This window comes from Cellulomonas fimi (genome assembly GCF_028583725.1).
GTDB lineage: Bacteria > Actinomycetota > Actinomycetes > Actinomycetales > Cellulomonadaceae > Cellulomonas > Cellulomonas fimi_B.
This window is the reverse complement of the sequence record NZ_CP110680.1, coordinates 2,320,202-2,338,583: the sequence shown is the minus strand read 5'-3', so window position 1 is coordinate 2,338,583 and position 18,382 is coordinate 2,320,202. Positions and strand designations below refer to the sequence as shown.

15 protein-coding genes are annotated in these 18,382 nt (G+C 72.7%); 11 read left to right on the top strand and 4 right to left on the bottom strand.

Annotation, left to right across the window (positions count from 1 at the left end; all coding sequences use genetic code 11):
* Nucleotides 1-91: 91 nt before the first annotated feature.
* The 4 genes from coaE to OOT42_RS10655 all read left to right on the top strand — a co-directional run bounded on the left by coaE (nt 92) and on the right by OOT42_RS10655 (nt 4,792).
* Nucleotides 92-721, top strand: coding sequence for a dephospho-CoA kinase (coaE, locus tag OOT42_RS10670; RefSeq protein ID WP_273651199.1), 630 nt, complete (start codon nt 92-94; stop codon nt 719-721).
* Nucleotides 718-1,356 (top strand): pyroglutamyl-peptidase I, encoded by a 639-nt coding sequence (gene pcp / locus OOT42_RS10665; protein ID WP_273651198.1) that lies wholly within the window; start codon nt 718-720, stop codon nt 1,354-1,356. Before coaE ends, pcp begins: the two co-directional genes overlap by 4 nt.
* Nucleotides 1,357-1,437: 81 nt before the next feature.
* Nucleotides 1,438-3,543, top strand: coding sequence for an excinuclease ABC subunit UvrB (gene uvrB / locus OOT42_RS10660; protein ID WP_273651197.1), 2,106 nt, complete (start codon nt 1,438-1,440; stop codon nt 3,541-3,543).
* A 247-nt stretch (nt 3,544-3,790) separates the two neighbouring features.
* Nucleotides 3,791-4,792, top strand: coding sequence for a TerC family protein (locus OOT42_RS10655; RefSeq protein ID WP_273651196.1), 1,002 nt, complete (start codon nt 3,791-3,793; stop codon nt 4,790-4,792).
* A 69-nt stretch (nt 4,793-4,861) separates the two neighbouring features.
* On the opposite strand, the gene OOT42_RS10650 is transcribed toward OOT42_RS10655, so the two are convergent.
* The gene (locus OOT42_RS10650) at nt 4,862-5,149 is read right to left on the bottom strand and encodes a YciI family protein (protein WP_273651195.1); all 288 of its coding nucleotides are present in this window, start codon (nt 5,147-5,149) and stop codon (nt 4,862-4,864) included.
* Nucleotides 5,150-5,216: 67 nt separating this feature from the next.
* Between OOT42_RS10650 and OOT42_RS10645 the strand changes: the two genes are divergently transcribed.
* Nucleotides 5,217-6,380 carry an acyl-CoA dehydrogenase family protein gene (locus tag OOT42_RS10645; RefSeq protein ID WP_273651194.1) on the top strand — a complete coding sequence of 388 codons (1,164 nt, stop codon included), beginning with the start codon at nt 5,217-5,219 and terminating at the stop codon, nt 6,378-6,380.
* Between the two features lie 42 nt (nt 6,381-6,422).
* Here OOT42_RS10645 and OOT42_RS10640 read toward each other — a convergent pair whose 3' ends face one another.
* Entirely contained in the window at nt 6,423-7,130 is a 708-nt protein-coding gene (locus OOT42_RS10640) for an MBL fold metallo-hydrolase (protein WP_273651193.1), read from the bottom strand.
* Nucleotides 7,131-7,223: 93 nt separating this feature from the next.
* Between OOT42_RS10640 and uvrA the strand changes: the two genes are divergently transcribed.
* On the top strand, nt 7,224-10,097 hold the full coding sequence (uvrA, locus tag OOT42_RS10635; protein ID WP_273651192.1) for an excinuclease ABC subunit UvrA: 2,874 nt from the start codon (nt 7,224-7,226) through the stop codon (nt 10,095-10,097).
* A gap of 58 nt (nt 10,098-10,155) precedes the next feature.
* Here uvrA and OOT42_RS10630 read toward each other — a convergent pair whose 3' ends face one another.
* Both OOT42_RS10630 and OOT42_RS10625 read right to left on the bottom strand, forming a co-directional pair.
* Nucleotides 10,156-10,695: an OsmC family protein gene (locus OOT42_RS10630; RefSeq protein WP_273651191.1), complete on the bottom strand. Its 540-nt coding sequence runs from the start codon at nt 10,693-10,695 to the stop codon at nt 10,156-10,158.
* A gap of 135 nt (nt 10,696-10,830) precedes the next feature.
* A complete protein-coding gene (locus OOT42_RS10625) occupies nt 10,831-11,871 on the bottom strand; it encodes a hypothetical protein (RefSeq protein WP_273651190.1) in 1,041 nt (346 codons plus the stop codon).
* A 117-nt stretch (nt 11,872-11,988) separates the two neighbouring features.
* Here OOT42_RS10625 and uvrC point away from each other — a divergent pair, with 117 nt between their 5' ends.
* The 5 genes from uvrC to gap all read left to right on the top strand — a co-directional run bounded on the left by uvrC (nt 11,989) and on the right by gap (nt 18,257).
* Nucleotides 11,989-14,046 (top strand): excinuclease ABC subunit UvrC, encoded by a 2,058-nt coding sequence (gene uvrC / locus OOT42_RS10620; protein ID WP_273651189.1) that lies wholly within the window; start codon nt 11,989-11,991, stop codon nt 14,044-14,046.
* Nucleotides 14,043-14,987, top strand: a complete 945-nt coding sequence (gene rapZ, locus OOT42_RS10615; protein WP_273651188.1) for an RNase adapter RapZ — start codon at nt 14,043-14,045, stop codon at nt 14,985-14,987. Before uvrC ends, rapZ begins: the two co-directional genes overlap by 4 nt.
* On the top strand, nt 14,984-15,985 hold the full coding sequence (locus OOT42_RS10610; RefSeq protein ID WP_273651187.1) for a gluconeogenesis factor YvcK family protein: 1,002 nt from the start codon (nt 14,984-14,986) through the stop codon (nt 15,983-15,985). Before rapZ ends, OOT42_RS10610 begins: the two co-directional genes overlap by 4 nt.
* Nucleotides 15,986-16,033: 48 nt before the next feature.
* Nucleotides 16,034-17,014: a DNA-binding protein WhiA gene (gene whiA, locus OOT42_RS10605; protein WP_273651186.1), complete on the top strand. Its 981-nt coding sequence runs from the start codon at nt 16,034-16,036 to the stop codon at nt 17,012-17,014.
* Nucleotides 17,015-17,252: 238 nt separating this feature from the next.
* A complete protein-coding gene (gene gap / locus OOT42_RS10600) occupies nt 17,253-18,257 on the top strand; it encodes a type I glyceraldehyde-3-phosphate dehydrogenase (protein ID WP_162351948.1) in 1,005 nt (334 codons plus the stop codon).
* Nucleotides 18,258-18,382 lie beyond the last annotated feature (125 nt).

The following is an 18,382-nucleotide window of genomic DNA, read 5'->3' as shown; positions in this document are numbered from 1 at the left end:
GCGCGTCCCCGGTGAGTCCTTCGACGGGCCGGTCACCTGCGGGTGGCCGGCCCGTCGGCGTACCCGGGGCCCGTCCGGCAGGATGGGGCGCATGCAACGCATCGGGTTGACCGGAGGCATCGCGGCCGGCAAGTCCGTGGCCGCACGACGGCTGCGCGAGCTCGGCGCGGTGGTGATCGACTCCGACGAGCTGGCACGCGAGGCCGTCGCGCCCGGGAGCGTCGGCCTCGACGCGGTGGTCGCGGAGTTCGGCGACGGGGTCCTGGCCGCCGACGGTTCGCTCGACCGGCCCGCGCTCGCGTCGATCGTGTTCGCCGACGCGGACGCGCGCCGGCGCCTCGACGGGATCGTGCACCCGGTCGTGCGGCGGCTCGCCGCCGAGCGGGAGGCCGCCGCCGCCGTGGTCGACCACGGGGCCGTCGTCGTGCACGACATCCCGCTGCTCGTCGAGACGGGCCAGGCGGACGCGTTCCACGTCCTCGTCGTCGTGCACGCCCCGGCCGTGCTGCGGGTCGAGCGGCTCGTCCGGCTGCGGGGTATGTCGCGCGACGACGCCGAGAAGCGCGTCGCCGCCCAGGCGAGCGACGACGAGCGCCTCGCCGTGGCCGACGTCGTGCTCGACGGCACGGGCAGCGACGACGACCTGCGGACGCAGGTCGACGACCTGTGGGACCGGCTCGCCGTCGAGCGCGCCGACGAGATCGCGGCCGAGACACCGTGACGCGGGTCCTCCTCACGGGGTTCGAGCCGTTCGACGGCCACCCCGTCAACGCGTCGTGGGACGCGGTCGCGCTCGTGCGGGACACGTGGGACGAGGCCGACGTGGAGCTCGTGGTGCGCCGCCTGCCCGTGTCGTTCCGCCGCGCCCGCCAGGAGCTGCGCGCCGCGGTCGCGGAGCTGTCGCCGGACGTGGTGGTGTGCGTCGGCGAGGCCGGCGGCCGCGGTGCGGTCGGGCTCGAGCGCGTCGCGGTCAACGTCATCGACGCGCGGATCCCCGACGCCGACGGCTCCGCGCCGGTGGACGTGCCCGTGATCGCCGGGGCGCCGGCGGCGTTCTTCTCGTCGCTGCCCGTCAAGGCGTGCGCCGCCGCCGTCGCCGGGATCGGCGTGCCGGTGGAGGTGTCGAACACCGCGGGCACGTACGTGTGCAACGCGACCTTCTACGCGCTCGCGCACCTGCTCGCCGGCCGCGACGGCGTGCGCGGTGGCTTCGTGCACGTGCCGCGCGACCCCCGTGAGACGGGTGACGGCGCGGGCCTGCCGGTCGAGGAGTCGGCACGCGCGGTCGCGGCCGTGGTGAGCACCGCGGCCCGGGTCGCCCACGACGTGCGGGTGACGGCGGGCGCGGAGGCCTGACGCCGGGCCACGTCCCGGGCGGCTGTTCGCCCGTGGAGGAGGGGCGCGGCGAGTGTCGGTGGTGGCCCGTACCGTGGAGGCATGCGTCCCGTCACCGAGCTCCAGCGGACCGTCGCGCCCTTCCGCGTGGTGTCCGAGTTCCAGCCGTCGGGCGACCAGCCGCAGGCGATCGCCGAGCTCGCCCAGCGTGTCAACGCGGGCGAGAAGGACGTCGTGCTGCTCGGCGCGACCGGCACCGGCAAGTCGGCGACGACGGCCTGGCTCATCGAGCAGGTGCAGCGGCCCACGCTCGTGATGGCGCCGAACAAGACGCTCGCCGCGCAGCTCGCGACCGAGTTCCGCGAGCTGCTGCCGAACAACGCCGTCGAGTACTTCGTCTCGTACTACGACTACTACCAGCCCGAGGCGTACATCGCGCAGACGGACACCTACATCGAGAAGGACTCGTCGATCAACGACGAGGTCGAGCGCCTGCGGCACTCGGCGACGAGCTCGCTGCTCACCCGCCGGGACGTCGTGGTGGTCGCCTCGGTGTCGTGCATCTACGGCCTGGGCACGCCGCAGGAGTACGTCGACCGCATGGTCACGTTGCAGGTCGGGCAGCAGATCGACCGCGACCAGCTGCTCCGGCAGTTCGTCCAGATGCAGTACACGCGCAACGACCTCGCGTTCACGCGCGGCACGTTCCGGGTGCGTGGCGACACCGTCGAGATCATCCCCATGTACGAGGAGCTCGCGGTCCGCATCGAGTTCTTCGGCGACGAGATCGAGGCGATCGCGACGCTGCACCCGCTCACCGGCGACGTGGTCCGCGGCGAGGACCAGATGATGATCTTCCCGGCCACCCACTACGTCGCCGGGCCGGAGCGCATGGAGCGCGCGATCCGCGGGATCGAGCTCGAGCTCGAGCAGCGCCTCGCGGAGCTGGAGAGCCAGAACAAGCTGCTCGAGGCCCAGCGGCTGCGCATGCGCACGACGTACGACATCGAGATGATGCGCCAGATCGGCTCGTGCTCGGGCATCGAGAACTACTCGCGGCACATCGACGGACGGTCCGCCGGCACGGCGCCGAACACGCTCCTCGACTTCTTCCCCGAGGACTTCCTGCTCGTCATCGACGAGTCGCACGTCACCGTCCCGCAGATCGGGGCGATGTTCGAGGGCGACATGTCCCGCAAGCGCGCGCTCGTCGAGCACGGCTTCCGGCTGCCGAGCGCGACGGACAACCGGCCGCTGCGGTGGGAGGAGTTCGTCGAGCGGATCGGTCAGACGGTGTACCTGTCCGCGACGCCCGGCGACTACGAGCTGTCGATGTCCGACGGCGTCGTCGAGCAGATCATCCGGCCGACCGGGCTCGTCGACCCCGAGGTCGTCATCAAGCCCACGAAGGGCCAGATCGACGACCTGCTGGGCGAGATCCACGACCGCGTCGAGAAGGACGAGCGCGTCCTCGTCACGACGCTCACCAAGAAGATGGCCGAGGACCTCACCGACTACTTCCTCGAGAAGGGGGTGCGGGTCCGCTACCTGCACTCGGAGGTCGACACCCTGCGGCGTGTCGAGCTGTTGCGCGAGCTGCGGCTCGGCGAGTACGACGTGCTCGTCGGCATCAACCTGCTGCGCGAGGGTCTCGACCTGCCCGAGGTGTCGCTCGTCGCGATCCTCGACGCCGACAAGGAGGGCTTCCTGCGGTCCGGGAAGTCGCTCATCCAGACGATCGGCCGCGCGGCCCGCAACGTGTCCGGCCAGGTGCACATGTACGCGGACAAGATGACGCCTGCGATGACGCTCGCGATCGACGAGACGAACCGTCGACGCGAGAAGCAGATCGCGTACAACACCGAGCGCGGCATCGACCCGCAGCCGCTGCGCAAGAAGATCGGCGACATCACCGACCTGCTCGCGCGCGAGGACGCCGACACCGCCGAGCTGCTGGGCGGTGCGGGCCGTCAGGCGAGCCGCGGCAAGGCGCCGGTCCCGGGCTTCGGGTCGAAGGGTGCGCCGCGCGACGAGCGCACGCGCCTCACGGGTGCGGCGGCCGGCGAGCTCGCGGGCCTCATCCAGGAGCTGACCGAGCAGATGCACGCGGCCGCGGGGGAGCTGCAGTTCGAGCTCGCGGCGCGGCTGCGCGACGAGATCTCGGGCCTGAAGAAGGAGCTGCGGCAGATGCAGGCGGCGACGGCCTGACGGCCGGCGTCACGGCGGCCGGTGGGCGTGCCTGGTCCATGCGTACGCATGTGACGCTGGGCACATCCGGCCTCCCGTGATGACCGTAGGACTTTCGTCACCTACGCTGACAGCCTGAAGGGGAGTACCCCACGAGCGAGCGTGTCGTCAGCACGGGACCCGATGGTCCCCGGGGCGCTCGGCCCGGAGCAACGGGTGGGGGAGACCTTCGGTACCCGACGTCGTTCCCGTACCGGAGGTTGTCCTGATGGACGTTGCTGGCTGGGTGTGGGCTGTCACCGCTGTCGCCGTGGTGGGCCTCATCATCTTCGACTTCTTCGCGCACGTGCGGACCCCGCACGCCCCCTCTTTCCAAGAGTCGGTGCGCTGGTCGGTCTTCTACATCGTGCTCGCGATCCTGTTCGGGATCGGGCTCGGCATCGTCTGGGGCTGGGACCACGGCTCCGAGTACTTCGCCGGCTACATCACCGAGAAGAGCCTGTCGGTCGACAACCTCTTCGTCTTCCTCATCATCATGACGAAGTTCGCGGTGCCCCGTGAGTACCAGCAGAAGGTGCTGCTGGTCGGCGTCGCGATCGCGCTCGTCCTGCGCACGCTCTTCATCCTGGCCGGTGCCGCCGCGATCGAGCAGTTCTCCTGGGTCTTCTACATCTTCGGCGCGTTCCTCGTGTACACCGCGGTGAAGCTGGCCCGCGAGCACCACGACCCGGACCACCCGGAGGACGAGAAGGTCGGCGACGGCCTCGCGGTCCGTTGGTTCAAGCGCGTCGTCCCGACGACGGACGAGTACCACGGCGACCGGCTCACCACGCGGATCGACGGCAAGCGGTTCTTCACGCCGATGCTCGTCGTCATGGTCGCGATCGGCTCGACCGACATCCTGTTCGCGCTCGACTCGATCCCCGCGATCTACGGCCTGACGCAGGAGCCGTACATCGTCTTCACGGCCAACGCGTTCGCGCTGCTCGGCCTGCGCCAGCTCTACTTCCTCATCGGCGGCCTGCTCGAGCGGCTCGTCTACCTGTCGCAGGGCCTCGCGGTGATCCTCGGCTTCATCGGCGTGAAGCTCGTCCTGCACGCGCTGCACGTGAACGAGCTGCCGTTCATCAACGGCGGCGAGCCCGTCGAGTGGGCGCCGGAGATCCCGATCTGGTTGTCGCTCACCGTGATCCTCGGCACCCTCGCCGTCGCGACCGTCGCGAGCCTGATCAAGACGCGCAAGGACGCCCGCGCCGTTACCGGCGCCTGAGTCCCACGCCGACGCCCCGGCCCCCCACGGTGGGGACCGGGGCGTCGTGCGCGCGGCGACGCGCGTGCGTCACGACGCGCTCCACGGTCCGATGACGACGTCCCACGTCCGCACGGCCGTCGCCGCGACGATCCCCTCGCGGGCGAACGGGTCGGCGTCGAGCAGCGCGTCGAGCGCGGCCCGGTCGTCGGCCCGGAACACGAGCAGCGCACCCGGCTCGCCCTCCGTGAACGGCCCCGAGCCGAGGAGGAGGCCGTCGTCGGCGAGGGACCGCAGGTAGTCGCGGTGCTCGGGGCGGACGCGGTCGCGCACGTCGGTGCGCTCGTCGTAGGTGTAGGTCACGGCGTAGGTCGGCATGCGCTCATCCTGCCCGACCGGCCGCCGCGCGACCGGTGCACGGGCGGCACGGTGGCAGAGTGGCCGCATGCCTCGCACGCTGCGCACGCTCCTCACCGACGACCTGCTCGACCGGATCCGGGAGCGGGCCCCCGGGCACGACCGCGACAACACGTTCCCGCACGACGACCTCGACGACCTCCGCGCCGCGGGCTACCTCCGGGCGTTCGTGCCCGAGCGGCTCGGCGGCGCCGGGCTCACGCTGGAGGAGGTCGCCCGGGAGCAGGCACGTCTCGCGGGCGCGGCCCCCGCGACAGCCCTCGCGGTCAACATGCACCTCGTCGTGACCGGGCTCGCCGCCCTCCTCGTCGAGCGCGGCGACACGGCCTTCGAGTTCGTGCTGACCGACGCGGCAGCGGGGGAGGTGTTCGCGTTCGGCAACTCGGAGGCGGGCAACGACCTCGTGATGTTCGGCTCCCGGACGCGGGCCGAGCGTGATCCGGACGGCGGCTACCGGTTCTTCGGCACCAAGATCTTCACGTCGCTGTCCCCGGTGTGGACGCGGCTGGCGACCTTCGGGCGCGACGACACCGACCCCGACGACCCGCGTCTGGTGCACGGCGTCGTGGCGCGCGAGGAGGGCGGGGCGACCGCGAAGGACGACTGGGACACGCTCGGCATGCGCGCCACGCAGTCGGCGACCACGGTGCTCGACGGGGCGTACGCGCCGGCCGACCGCGTCTACCGGCGGCTGCCGCCGGGACCCAGCGCCGACCCGTTCATCTTCGCGCTGTTCGCGGTGTTCGAGGTCCTGCTCGCCGCCGTGTACACGGGGATCGGCCGTCGCGCGCTCGAGCTCGGCGTCGCGGCGACCCGCCGACGCACGTCGATGAAGTTCGAGGGTCGCGCGTACTCGCAGGACCCGGACATCCGGTGGAAGGTCGCCGACGCGGCGCTCGCGCAGGACGGTGCGGAGCTCCAGGTGTTCGCGCTCGCGCGCGACGTCGACGAGCAGGTCGACCACGGCGCGCGGTGGTTCGCGCAGCTCGTCGGGCTCAAGGTCCGGGCCACCGAGACCGCGCGCGCGGTCGTCGACCTCGCGATCCGTGTGTCCGGAGGCGGCTCCTACTTCACGGGCAGCGAGCTCGCGCGTCTCTACCGGGACGTGCTCGCCGGGATCTTCCACCCCTCCGACGACGAGTCGGCGCACGCGACCGTCGCGACCTCGGTGCTCGGGCCGCTGGACGGATGAGCCGGTCGACTCCCGCCCGCGCCGTCGCCGTGCGGTAGCGCGTCACCAGCCGCGTGCGCGCCACTCGTCGACGTGCGGCCGTTCGGCGCCCAGCGTCGTGTCGCGGCCGTGGCCGGGGTAGACCCACGTGTCGTCGCCGAACCGGTCGAAGAGCCGCTCGACGACGTCAGTCAGCAGCCGGTCGAACCGCACCGCGTCGCCGCCCGTGCTGCCGACGCCGCCGGGGAACAGCGAGTCGCCCGTGAAGACGTGCGCGCGGCCGGCCACCGCGCCCGGCTCGCCGACGTGCTCGGGCTCGCGGTAGACGAGCGCGACCGACCCGTCGGTGTGCCCGCGCAGCGCGACGACCTCGAGCGTGACGTGGCCGACGAGGACGACGTCGCCGTCCCGCAGCGCGCGGTCGACCGGGACTCCGGTGGCGTCGGTGACCGCAGCGGCGTCGTCGGCGCCCGCGGCGACCGTGGCGCCCGTCACGGCGACGACGGACGCGAGGGCCCGGTGGTGGTCCGGGTGCCCGTGCGTCGTCACGACCGTGTCGAGCCGCGCGGCGCCCGATCCCTCCCGGACGAGGGCGAGCAGGCGGTCCGGCTCGTCGGCCGCGTCGACCAGCAGCTGGGCGTGCTGACGGCGGCAGGTGACCAGGTAGGCGGCGTTGTCCATGGGGCCGACGCTGACCTTGCGGATCTCGACCTCGTCGAGGACGCGGACGTCGCTCGGGCCGCCGGGGCGCACGTCGCCGGTGTACGTCATGGGCTCATCGTGCCCGCCGCCGGGGGCCTGCGCGTGTTCGCCGGGGTCGAACACGTGTGCGACGTGTCGGTGGTCCGACGTAGACTGCCCGCCGTGAACGATCGTCTGGTGGTGCAGGGCGCCCGCGAGCACAACCTCCGTAACGTCGACCTCGACCTCCCGCGCGACAAGCTCATCGTGTTCACGGGTCTGTCGGGCTCGGGGAAGTCCTCGCTGGCCTTCGACACCATCTTCGCGGAGGGGCAGCGGCGCTACGTCGAGTCGCTGTCCGCGTACGCGCGGCAGTTCCTCGGGCAGATGGACAAGCCCGACGTCGACTTCATCGAGGGCCTGTCGCCCGCGGTGTCGATCGACCAGAAGTCGACCAACCGCAACCCGCGGTCGACGGTCGGCACGATCACCGAGGTGTACGACTACCTGCGCCTGCTGTTCGCGCGCGCGGGCACGCAGTACTGCCCGGAGTGCGGCGAGCGCGTGACCGCGCAGACGCCCCAGCAGATCGTCGACCGGCTGCTCGAGCTCCCCGAGGGCACGCGCTACCAGGTGCTCGCGCCGGTCGTCCGCGGTCGCAAGGGCGAGTACGCCGACCTGTTCAAGGAGCTGCAGGGCAAGGGCTTCGCGCGTGCGCGTGTCGACGGCGAGGTCGTCCAGCTGACCGACCCGCCGACGCTCGAGAAGAAGCTCAAGCACGACATCGAGGTCGTCGTCGACCGTCTCGTCTCGCGCGAGGGCGTGCAGCGACGGCTGACGGACTCCGTCGAGACCGCGCTCGGCCTGGCCGGCGGCCTCCTGGTCGTCGAGCTGGTCGACGCCGACGCGGACGACCCGCACCGCGAGCGGCGGTTCTCCGAGAACCGTGCCTGCCCGAACGACCACGTGCTCGCGCTCGACGAGATCGAGCCGCGGACCTTCTCGTTCAACGCGCCCTACGGCGCGTGCCCCGAGTGCACCGGGATCGGCTCCCGGCTCGAGGTCGACCCGGAGCTCATCGTCCCGGACGAGGACCTGTCGCTCGACGAGGGCGCGGTCGCGCCGTGGGCGCAGATCTCGAGCGAGTACTTCGCGCGTGTGCTGGGCGCGCTCGCGCAGGACATGGGCTTCTCGACGAGCGTGCCGTGGCGCGCGCTGCCGAAGCGCGCCAAGGACGCGGTCCTGTACGGCCAGAACCACGAGGTGAAGGTCCGCTACAAGAACCGCTGGGGTCGCGAGCGGTCGTACTCGACGGGCTTCGAGGGCGTCGTGACGTTCCTCGAGCGGCGCCACTCCGAGACCGAGTCGGACTGGAGCAAGGAGAAGTACGAGGCCTTCATGCGCGAGGTCCCGTGCCCGGTCTGCAAGGGTGCGCGCCTCAAGCCCGAGGTGCTGGCTGTCCGCGTGGGCGGCAAGTCGATCGCCGACGTCTGCTCCCTGCCGATCCGGGAGGCGCGGACCTTCCTCGACGGCCTGGAGCTGGGCGAGCGTGAGCGCGCCATCGCCGCGCAGGTCCTCAAGGAGATCCAGGCGCGGCTCGGCTTCCTCCTCGACGTCGGGCTCGACTACCTGTCGCTGACCCGTCCCGCCGCGACGCTGTCCGGCGGCGAGGCCCAGCGCATCCGGCTCGCGACGCAGATCGGCTCCGGCCTCGTGGGCGTGCTCTACGTCCTCGACGAGCCGAGCATCGGGCTGCACCAGCGCGACAACCGGCGGCTGATCGACACGCTCACGCGCCTGCGTGACCTGGGGAACACGCTGATCGTCGTCGAGCACGACGAGGACACGATCCGCACGGCCGACTGGATCGTCGACATCGGCCCCGGGGCGGGCGAGCACGGCGGTCGCGTCGTGCACTCGGGCGACTTCACCGGCCTGCTCAAGGCCAAGGAGTCCGTGACCGGCGCGTACCTCGCGGGCCGGCGGTCGATCCCCATGCCCGTCGAGCGGCGCAAGGTCGACCGTGACCGCCAGCTCACCGTGGTCGGCGCCCGTGAGCACAACCTGCAGGGGATCGACGTGTCCTTCCCCCTGGGCACGCTGACGGCCGTCACGGGCGTGTCCGGCTCGGGCAAGTCGACGCTCGTGAACTCGATCCTCTACACCGTGCTCGCGAACGAGCTCAACGGCGCGCGTCAGGTCGCGGGTCGCCACAAGCGGGTGACGGGCCTCGAGCACCTCGACAAGGTCGTGCACGTCGACCAGGGGCCGATCGGTCGCACGCCGCGCTCCAACCCTGCGACGTACACGGGGGTGTGGGACCACGTGCGGCGGCTGTTCGCCGAGACGACCGAGGCCAAGGTGCGCGGTTACACGCCCGGCCGCTTCTCGTTCAACGTCAAGGGCGGGCGCTGCGAGGCGTGCTCCGGCGACGGCACGCTGAAGATCGAGATGAACTTCCTGCCGGACGTCTACGTCCCCTGCGAGGTCTGCCACGGCGCCCGCTACAACCGCGAGACGCTCGAGGTGCACTTCAAGGGCAAGACCGTCGCCGACGTGCTCGCCATGCCGATCGAGGAGGCCGCGGAGTTCTTCGCCGCCGTGCCGGCGATCTCCCGCCATCTGCGAACGCTCGTGGACGTCGGTCTCGGGTACGTGCGGCTCGGCCAGCCGGCGCCCACGCTCTCGGGTGGTGAGGCGCAGCGCGTCAAGCTCGCCGCCGAGCTCCAGCGCCGGTCGACGGGCCGGACGATCTACGTGCTCGACGAGCCGACCACCGGTCTGCACTTCGAGGACATCCGCAAGCTCCTCGGCGTCCTGCAGTCGCTCGTCGACAAGGGCAACAGCGTGATCGTCATCGAGCACAACCTCGACGTCATCAAGAACGCCGACTGGATCGTCGACATGGGTCCGGAGGGCGGCAGCGGCGGCGGGACCGTCGTGGCGGAGGGCACGCCCGAGCACGTCGCGGGTGTCGCGGCGAGCCACACGGGACGCTTCCTCGCCGAGGTGCTCGAGGCGGAGGTGGACCCGGAGCGCGAGCGCGCCAGCGCGTGACCGACTGCGCCGACGCCTGACGTGCCCGGGAGTCCCGACGGGTGACCGGCGGCCGCGCTCAGGTCGCGGGTGTCGGCGCCGGGGCCGGGGCCTGGCTGCCCGGGGCGAACCGGACCGTCGTGGGCTCGTGGCGGACCGGGAAGTTCACCGAGCGCGCGATGAAGCAGTGCTCGCGCGTCGCGTGGTGGAGGCGCCCCAGCACGTCGTCGGTCACCGGTGAGCCGTCGGGGAGGTGGCGGCCGTGGGCGACCGTCACGCGCGGTCGCAGGACAACCTCGGTGAACTGGCCGTGCCCGGCGGCCTCGACGCGCATGGTGCCGACCGCCTCGTCGCGGTAGGCGACGACGACGACGCCCGCGACCGCGGCCAGGTGGAGGAACCAGAGCATGTGGCACTGCGCGATCGACGCGACGAAGAGCTCCTCCGGCGAGTACCGCGCAGGGTCGCCGCGGAAGGCCGGGTCGGACGACCCGGGGAGCGGCGGCTTCGAGCCGATCTGGACCTCGTGGTCGCGGCTGTAGGACGTGTAGCTCGCGGTGCCGCGCGTCCCGGCACCGGTCCAGGTCACGTCGATCGCGTACGTGTGCAGGGGGCCCATGCGGTCACGGTAGCCGTCCCGGCTCGCGCGCGCCGTGGCCCTGGCGGCCGGCGGGAGCGCGGCGGGGCGGATCGGGCGGCGGCGCCTGGCGTCGTCGGTCATGACGTCCTCGGCGGGAGGGTGACGGGATGCCCGTCAGCCCGGCTCCGGGCCGTCGGGCGGCACCTCTCGCGCAGGCCCGTGGCCGGCCGCGAGGAGGGACCGGCGGAGCAGCTCGAGCGAGGGCGGGAGGTCGAGCGGCGGCACCGTGCCGGGCGGCGCGTGCTCGGGCAGGAGCGAGTGCGGCACACGCTCCGGGTACGCCGCGAGGTGACGGCGCAGGGCGCGCACGCCACGGGCGTAGGCGCGCTCGATCCCGCGCGTCCGCAGCGGGAGCCCGGGCGGTCGCGCGGTGCCGTCGGCGTCGCGCAGGCCGTGCGCCGACACCCACAGGGCGTGCACGGCGCCGCCGTCGAGGTGGGCGACCAGCTCCTCACGGACCGACAGCCACGCGCGCAGCGCCGCGGTGCCGGCGGGGCTCAGGGCGAGCGGACGGCCGTCGCTCGGCGCGCGCAGCGTCGTGACGTCGGGCGACAGGTCACGCACGTCCATTGCGGCGAGAGCGGTCGGGCCGACGGGGTCGAGGTCCATGACGGCGAGCATCGCGAGCAGGCGGGCGCGCGTCGCGGTCGGCCGCGGGCGGTGGCCTGCGAAGGCGCGCAGCAGGTCCTCGACGGGTCGCCGCGCGATGACGGTGCGGAGCTCGGGTGTGCCGTGGGTGTGGCCGGGTGCCGGGAGGTCGAGGTCGGCGGCGAGCGCGCGGAGGGCGGCGACACGGGCCCGGGCAGCGGCGGGGGACCGGCCGGCCGACGGGCGGGCGGGGTCGGTGAGCGCGCCGTCCGCGGCCCAGGGGAGGTACCACGCGAGGAACGCGGGGTCCACGAGGTCGCCGGCCGCGACGCCGTGCATGGCACGGTCGAGGTCGTCCTGCTCCGTGGCGGCGACGTCCTGGGGGAGCGGGGCGGGGCCGTGCAGCCGTGCGAGCGCGGCGGCGGTCAGCGCGTGGCGCAGCGCCCACCGGCGCTGGCGGAGCAAGGAGCGCGAGGCCGGCGCTCCGGGGTCGGCGAGCCGGGCGAGATGACGCTCCAGGGCTTCCGACGCGCGCATGGTCCATGATAACAGGCCATTGCGTCTCAACGCCGCCTCAACCCGCGCGGTCGCCTCGCAGAAAGACGTCACCACACGCGTCGGCGAAGCCCTGACCGACCGGGCGCCCGGCGGAGGGTGTCGGAACGAGCGCCTAGGCTCGACGGCATGGCTGATCCCGCCACGTACCGCCCCGCACCGGGGGAGCTGCCGGACTCCCCGGGCGTCTACCGCTTCCGCGACGAGCACGGCCGCGTCATCTACGTCGGGAAGGCCAAGAGCCTGCGTTCCCGGCTGTCGAGCTACTTCCAGGACGTGCACAACTTGCACCCGCGGACGCAGCAGATGGTCACCACGGCCGCGTCGGTGGAGTGGACGGTCGTACCGACCGAGGTCGCCGCGCTCGCGCTCGAGTACACGTGGATCAAGGAGTTCGACCCGCGGTTCAACGTGAAGTACCGGGACGACAAGTCGTACCCGTACCTCGCGGTCACGATGGCCGACGAGTTCCCGCGCGTGCAGGTCATGCGCGGTGCCAAGCGCAAGGGGACGCGCTACTTCGGCCCGTACGCGCACGCGTGGGCGATCCGCGAGACCGTCGACCTCCTCCTCCGCGTCTTCCCCGTCCGGACGTGCTCCGCGGGCGTCTTCAAGCGCGCGCACCAGCAGGGGCGACCGTGCCTGCTCGGGTACATCGACAAGTGCTCCGCGCCGTGCGTCGGCCGGATCTCGCCCGACGACCACCACGCGCTCGCGCAGGACTTCTGCGACTTCATGGCGGGCGACACCGCCAAGTTCACGCGACGCCTGACCGCCCGCATGAAGGAGGCCGCGGCAGAGCTCGACTACGAGCAGGCGGCCCGCCTGCGCGACGACATCGCCACGCTGGAGAAGGCGACCGAGCGGAACGCCGTCGTCCTTAAGGACGGCACGGACGCCGACATCTTCGCGCTGGCGGGCGACGAGCTCGAGGCCGCGGTGCAGGTGTTCCACGTCCGCGACGGGCGCATCCGTGGTCAGCGCGGCTGGGTCGTCGAGAAGGTCGAGGACGTCACGGACGCCGAGCTCGTCGAGCACCTGCTGCAGCAGGTGTACGGCACCGAGGAGGACTCCGGGACGGCGTCGGTGCCGCGCGAGGTCCTCGTCCCCGTCCCGCCGCCCGACGTCGAGCAGGTGCAGGACTGGCTGACCGGGTTGCGCGGGTCGCGCGTGCAGGTCCGGGTGCCGCAGCGCGGCGACAAGCGTGAGCTCGCGGCCACCGTGCACCGCAACGCGGAGCACGCGCTGATGCTGCACCGCACGCGCCGGGCCGGCGACCTGACGACCCGCAGCCAGGCGCTGCGCGAGATCCAGGAGGCGCTCGACCTCGCGTCGGCGCCGCTGCGGATCGAGTGCTTCGACGTCTCCCACAACCAGGGGACGTTCCAGTCGGCGTCGATGGTCGTCTTCGAGGACGGGCTCGCACGCAAGAGCGAGTACCGGCTGTTCAACCTGCGCGGGCCGGACGGCGACGGCGCGCGCGACGACACCGCCGCGATGCACGAGGTCATCACGCGCCGGTTCCGCCGGTACCTCGCGGAGCGGTCCAACGCGGGCGACGTCGAGCTCGGGCTCGGGGAGGACGACGACGAGCCGCGTCGCTCGGGCCCCGTCGACGAGTCGACCGGGCGCCCGCAGAGATTCGCGTACCCGCCGAACCTCGTCGTCGTCGACGGCGGCCAGCCGCAGGTCGCGGCCGCGGCCGCGGCGATGGCGGAGCTCGGCATCGACGACGTCGCACTGTGCGGACTCGCCAAGCGCCTCGAGGAGGTGTGGCTGCCCGGCGAGGACTACCCGGTGATCCTGCAGCGGTCGTCCGAGGGGCTGTACCTGCTCCAGCGGCTCCGCGACGAGGCACACCGGTTCGCGATCACCGCGCACCGGCGCCGCCGCTCCAAGGGCATGACGGTCTCCGTGCTCGACGACGTGCCCGGCCTGGGTCCCGCCCGGCGCGCGGCGCTGCTCCGGCACTTCGGCAGCGTCAAGCGGCTGCGGGCGGCGTCGGTCGAGGAGATCGCCAGCGTCCCGGGCATGGGAGAGCGCACGGCCGCGGCCGTGGTCGCGGCCCTCGCCGGGGACGCGCCCGCCGCGGCGGAGACCGTCGTGCCCGCGACGTCCGACGGCGACGCGCCGACGGACGCCACGGCCGCGTCGGTCGAGGACGGGTTTGGCATGCTGAGGTCATGACCGACGAGCCGTCGCCGATCACCGTCCCTTCCGGCATCCCGGCGCTCGAGGCCGCGGCGGAGGGCCCGCGCCTCGCGGCACCGCAGCTGCTCATCATCACCGGCATGTCCGGCGCGGGTCGGACCCGTGCCGCCGCCGTGCTCGAGGACCTCGACTGGTACGTCGTCGACAACCTCCCCGCGCAGATGCTCACCCACCTCGTCGGCATGCTCACGAGCGGCCCGACGGGGGAGCGCGCGCAGCGGCTCGCGGCCGTCCTCGACGTCCGCGGGCGCGAGTTCTTCGCCGACGTGCTGCAGGTCCTCGACGGGCTGCGCGCCGCGGGCGTCGACCACCGGATCCTCTTCCTCGACGCGTCCGACGAGGTCCTCGTCCGCCGCTACGAGCAGGTGCGCCGCCCGCACCCGCTCCAGGGCGAGGGACGCATCCTCGACGGCATCGCGGCCGAGCGGGCCGTCCTCAGCGACCTGCGCGAGCGGGCGGACACCGTGGTCGACACGTCGGACCTCAACGTGCACGACCTCGCCCGGGAGATCCGCTCGATCGTCGCGGGCGCGACCGCCGACGTCCTGCGGGTCTCGGTCCTGTCGTTCGGCTTCAAGTACGGCATCCCGCTGGACGCCGACCACGTGGTCGACGTGCGGTTCCTCGCGAACCCGTACTGGGTGACCGAGCTGCGGCACCTCACGGGACGGGACGCGCCCGTGCGCGACTACGTCCTCGGCCTGCCGGGGGCCGTGCAGTTCGTCGACCGGTACGTCGACGCGCTCGAACCCGTGCTCGCGGGCTACCTCAACGAGGAGAAGCGCTACGTGACCATCGCCGTCGGCTGCACGGGCGGCAAGCACCGGTCCGTGGCGATCAGCGAGGCGATCGCGGCGCGGCTGCGCGAGCGTGGCCACCAGGTCGCCGTGTCGGCGCGGGACCTCGGCAAGGAATGAGCGTCCCGCCGTCCCAGCGTGCTCCCCGCGGCTCCGGACCGGCCGTCGTCGCCCTGGGCGGCGGGCACGGTCTGTCCGCGACCCTGTCGGCGCTGCGGCTCATGACGGACCGCATCACGGCCGTCGTGACCGTCGCCGACGACGGCGGGTCGTCGGGCCGGCTCCGGCACGAGCTCGGCGTCCTGCCGCCCGGTGACCTGCGGATGGCGCTCGCCGCGCTGTGCGACGACTCCGAGTGGGGCCGGACGTGGCGCGACGTGCTGCAGCACCGGTTCGCGTCCGACGGGCCGCTGGACCGGCACGCGGTCGGCAACCTGCTGATCGTGGCGCTGTGGGAGCTCCTCGACGACACCGTGGAGGGCCTGGACTGGGTCGGGCGCCTGCTCGGCGCGCGCGGGCGGGTGCTGCCGATGGCGGCGGTGCCGCTGCAGATCGAGGCCGACGTCGTGCACGCGGACGGGACACCGGAGCGCGTCCGGGGCCAGGTCTCGGTCGCGACGACGACGGGCCGCATCGACCACCTGCGTCTCGAGCCGACCGACCCGCCGGCGTGCCCGGAGGCGGTCGCGGCGATCGAGGAGGCCGACTGGGTGATCCTCGGACCGGGCTCCTGGTACACGTCCGTCATGCCGCACCTGCTCGTGCCGGGACTGCGTGACGCGTTGCAGCGGACGAGGGCGCGCACGATCGTCACGCTCAATCTCTCGCCCGAGTCGGGGGAGACGGAGGGCATGCGCGCCGAGGAGCACCTCGAGGCGCTGCACGCCCACGCACCCGACCTGCGGGTCGACGCGGTCGTCGCGGACCCGGGCGCGGTCGACGACGTGGACGTGCTCAGCGCGACGACCGACCGCCTCGGCGCGCAGCTCCTGCTGCGTCAGGTCGGCCGGGGCGACGGGACGCCCCTGCACGACCCGCTGCGCCTGGCAGCCGCCTTCCGCGACGTGGTCGAGGGCTTCCTGGGCGACGTGGGCACCCGGGCCGACGGCCAGCGCTGACCCCTCGGACCGGACCCGGACGCTCGTCCCAGATGGCAGGATGACGCCATGGCGTTGACGGCACAGGTCAAGGACGAGCTCGCGCGTCTGAAGGTGGACCGCACGTCCGTCCGCAAGGCCGAGGTCTCGGCGACGCTGCGGTTCGCGGGCGGGCTGCACATCATCTCGGGGCGGATCGTCATCGAGGCGGAGCTCGACACGGGCATCGCCGCACGCCGGCTGCGGCAGGCGATCTCCGAGGTGTACGGGCACGAGAGCGACATCATCGTCGTCTCCGGGGGCGGCCTGCGGCGGGGGAGCCGGTACGTGGTCCGCGTGGTCAAGGACGGCGAGTCGCTGGCCCGGCAGACGGGTCTGCTCGACAACCGCGGCCGCCCGGTGCGCGGCCTGCCCCCGCAGGTGGTGTCGGCCGGCGTCGCCGAGGCGGAGGCCGCGTGGCGCGGTGCGTTCCTCGCGCACGGCTCGCTCACGGAGCCCGGCCGGTCGTCGGCGCTCGAGGTGACGTGCCCCGGTCCGGAGGCCGCGCTCGCGCTCGTCGGTGCGGCCCGTCGTCTCAGCGTGGCGGCCAAGGCCCGCGAGGTGCGCGGCGTCGACAGGGTCGTGATCCGCGACGGCGACGCGATCTCCGCGATGCTCGCCCGCCTCGGCGCGCACGAGACGATGCTCGTCTGGGAGGAACGGCGCGTGCGCCGTGAGGTCCGCGGCACCGCGAACCGGCTCGCGAACTTCGACGACGCCAACCTGCGCCGCTCGGCCCGGGCGGCCGTGGCGGCGGGCGCACGCGTCGAGCGGGCCTTCGAGATCCTCGGCGACGACCTGCCCGAGCACCTGCGCGAGGCCGGCGAGCTGCGGCTCGCGCACAAGGAGGCGTCGCTCGAGGAGCTCGGCAAGCTCGCGGAGCCCGCGCTCACGAAGGACGCCGTCGCGGGTCGCATCCGCCGGCTCCTCGCGACGGCCGACAAGAAGGCCGCGGAGCTCGGGATCCCCGACACCGAGGCGAGCCTGAGCCCCGACCTCCTCGACCTCTGACACCGTCCCGGGGCTGACCTGGGAGGACCTCCGCGTAGGCACCCGGACGGGTGTCCACCCTGGGACCTCCGGCCCGCGTGGCCTCCGTCACGGGTATAGGGTTGCGTCATCCGATCGTCACACGACCGTCACGTGCTGCGCATGAGTCGGTCGAGGGCGAGCGGAACGCACATCGGCGTGCGTTGACCCCAACACCCATTGTGTGCGCCGACCTCGTCGGCGCTGCCGAGGAGGGCAAGTGACCATCAAGGTCGGCATCAACGGCTTCGGTCGTATCGGTCGCAACTTCTACCGGGCCATCGTCGCGTCGGGCGCGGACATCGAGATCGTCGGTGTCAACGACCTGACGGACAACAAGACGCTGGCGCACCTGCTCAAGTACGACACGGTCCTCGGCCGCTTCCCGCTGAGCGTGGAGTTCGACGACGAGAACATCATCGTCGACGGCAAGAAGATCCGCGCCCTCGAGGAGCGCGACCCGGCGAACCTCCCCTGGGCGGAGCTCGGCGCGGACATCGTCATCGAGTCGACGGGCTTCTTCACGGACGCCACCAAGGCCAAGGCGCACATCGACGCCGGCGCCAAGAAGGTCATCATCTCGGCGCCCGCCAAGAACGAGGACGGCACGTTCGTCGTCGGCGTGAACCACGAGCAGTACGACCCGGCGACGCAGCACATCATCTCGAACGCGTCGTGCACCACGAACTGCCTCGCCCCGGTCGCCAAGGCCCTCAACGACGCCATCGGCATCGAGCGCGGCCTCATGACGACGATCCACGCCTACACGGGCGACCAGAACCTGCAGGACGGCCCGCACCGCGACCTCCGTCGCGCCCGCGCCGCGGCGCAGAACATCGTCCCGACCTCGACCGGTGCGGCCAAGGCCGTCGCCCTCGTGCTCCCCGAGCTCAAGGGCAAGCTCGACGGCTTCGCGCTCCGCGTGCCGACGATCACCGGCTCCGCCACGGACCTGACCTTCACCGCCTCGCGCGAGGTCACGGTCGACGAGGTCAACGCCGCGGTCAAGGCCGCCGCCGAGGGCCCGCTCAAGGGTGTCCTGGAGTACGTCGAGGACGAGATCGTGTCGAGCGACATCGTCACGAACCCGCACCAGAGCATCTTCGACTCGAAGCTCACGAAGGTGATCGGCGACCAGGTCAAGATCATCGCCTGGTACGACAACGAGTGGGGTTACTCCAACTCGCTCGTCACCCTCACGCAGTACGTGGGCGACCGTCTCTGACGCACCCCCGCAGCACACGTCATGCGTCCGCGTGCGCCCCGGCCACCGGCCTCGGCGCACGCGGACGCTGTCGTGTGAGCACCCCTCGGACCCCCGACCGACGTGAGCCGGCCGGTTCTGCAAGG